The organism is Streptomyces sp. NPDC093064 (assembly GCF_044754605.1).
Taxonomy (GTDB): domain Bacteria; phylum Actinomycetota; class Actinomycetes; order Streptomycetales; family Streptomycetaceae; genus Streptomyces.
The window spans coordinates 1-1,700 of the sequence record NZ_JBIVPK010000140.1 but is presented as its reverse complement, the minus strand read 5'-3'; the positions used below and the strand labels follow the sequence as shown (position 1 = coordinate 1,700).

Genomic DNA, 1,700 nt, shown 5'->3' with positions numbered 1-1,700 from the left:
GGGGCCGGGCAGGCGTTGATCGACCGGGAGTTGTACCTGCCGAAGGAGTGGACAGGCGATCCGGCGCGCTGCCGGGCCGCGCACGTGCCCTTGGACCGCGGTTTCGTGACCAAGCCGCGGCTGGCCGAGGTGATGATCGAGCGGGCGCTGCCCGACCTGCCCGTGGCCGAGGGCAAGGTGTGGGTGGCTGCCGATGAGACATCCGATGCGGAAGAACTGTCAAGCAGCAGACTTGAGTTGTGTGTCTGAAGGTGTTGCCGGGAAGGCGACGGCCTCGTCGTAGTGGACGCGGTGGGTGAGGCAGTGGTGGAGGCAGCCGAGCATGCGGTTGAAGAGGTTGCGCTGGGCGGCGGTGTGGCGGTCTCCAGCCTCGCGACGGCGGTCGTAGTGGGCTCTGGCGCCGTCCGAGTGGGCCATGGCCGCGAAGGCCCACATGTATCCGGCGGCGGCCAGCCTCTGGTTCTTGACCCGGCGGGCCAGGACGGCCACGCTCTTGCCGGAGGCCCTGGTGATCGGGGCCGATCCGGCGTATGCCTTGAGGCCCTTGGCGTCGGAGAAGCGGGATCGGTCGTCGCCGATCTCGGCGAACACCCAGGCGCCGCTGAGCGCGCTGAGCCCTGGGAAGCCGGTGATGATCTCGGCGTCCGGGTGCTTCTCAAAAGACTCCACCGTGGCCTGGGCGAGGTCGTCGGCGCTGGTGCAGGCGGCATCCAGCTGCCGTAGCAGTGCGAGGGTCTGGCGGCCCATGGCCTCTTCGACCAGCGGGAGCTGGCGCATCTGCGGGGCACGCAACGCGGTCTGGAGACGTTCTGCCTCGGACTCGATGGTGTTCTTGCGGCCGGCCTTCTTCAGCAGCGACCGCAGCTGGGCAAGGGTGAGTCGGGCAGCCTGGGCAGGAGTGGGGGCGGCGGCCAGCAGGACGCGGGCGATGGGGTGGCACACGCCTTCGCGACGCACGCCGACGGCGGCGAGGAAGCCGGGGAAGTACTCGCGCAGGTGCGAGGTGAGCTTGTTGGCGGCCTGGGTGCGGTCCCACACGGCATCCTGCTGGGCGCGGGCGAGGACCGCGATGGCCTGGGCGAGCTCGGAATCGGCCGGCAGCTTGCGGTGGGCGGAGGCGTCCGTGCGCAGAATGTTCGCGAGCACCATGGCGTCAAGGTGGTCGGACTTCTTGCGCGAGACCGAATGACGGTCGCGGTAGCGGGCGGCGGCCATCGGATTGATCGCGTAGACCGGGCGGCCGGTCGCACGCAGGCAGGCGACCAGCAGGCCGCGGGAGGTTTCGATGGCCACGGGGATGGGCTCTTCGGCGGTATCGCCGTGCTCAGTGAGCATGTGCAGGAGTTGAGCCAGGCCGTCGGCGTTGTCGTCGATGCGGGCCCTGGCCAGTAAGGATCCAGCGTTGTCGACCAGCAGAACATCGTGGTGGTCGCTGGCCCAGTCGATGCCGCAGAATGTGCTCAATCTTTTCATGTCCTCTCGGGCGTCGCGGAGATTTTGGCTGGTCACAGCCGCGCAGGGGCACGCGTCTCCCTAATGGAAGGGCTCGATGGCCCAGCATCCGATTAGCCGTTCGCAACCCCAGCTGTCTGCAGGGCCCTCGGTCACCGCAGCTGTAGTTCCGGTCATGGCTGGTCCTGGAGAACGTGTCGCCGCTGGTGACAGGCTTGCGCGACGGCTTGATGGTGGCGGCGCCAGGT

Annotated in this window: 1 protein-coding gene and 1 pseudogene; one reads left to right on the top strand and one right to left on the bottom strand. The window is 68.6% G+C overall.

Translation table 11 applies throughout. The features are described from left to right. Positions 1–198 (top strand): annotated as a pseudogene (locus tag ACIQFZ_RS43425) (transposase); the annotation flags it as partial. A gap of 21 nt (positions 199–219) precedes the next feature. Here the strand turns inward: ACIQFZ_RS43425 and ACIQFZ_RS43420 are convergent. Further along, positions 220–1,473, bottom strand: coding sequence for an IS110 family transposase (locus ACIQFZ_RS43420; protein WP_402693998.1), 1,254 nt, complete (start codon positions 1,471–1,473; stop codon positions 220–222). Between the last annotated feature and the right edge of the window lie 227 nt (positions 1,474–1,700).

Bases quoted from the DNA above. Each gene is read 5' to 3' on its own strand.
- ACIQFZ_RS43420 (WP_402693998.1), bottom strand. From the start codon at position 1,473: ATGAAAAGATTGAGCACATTCTGCGGCATCGACTGGGCCAGCGACCAC.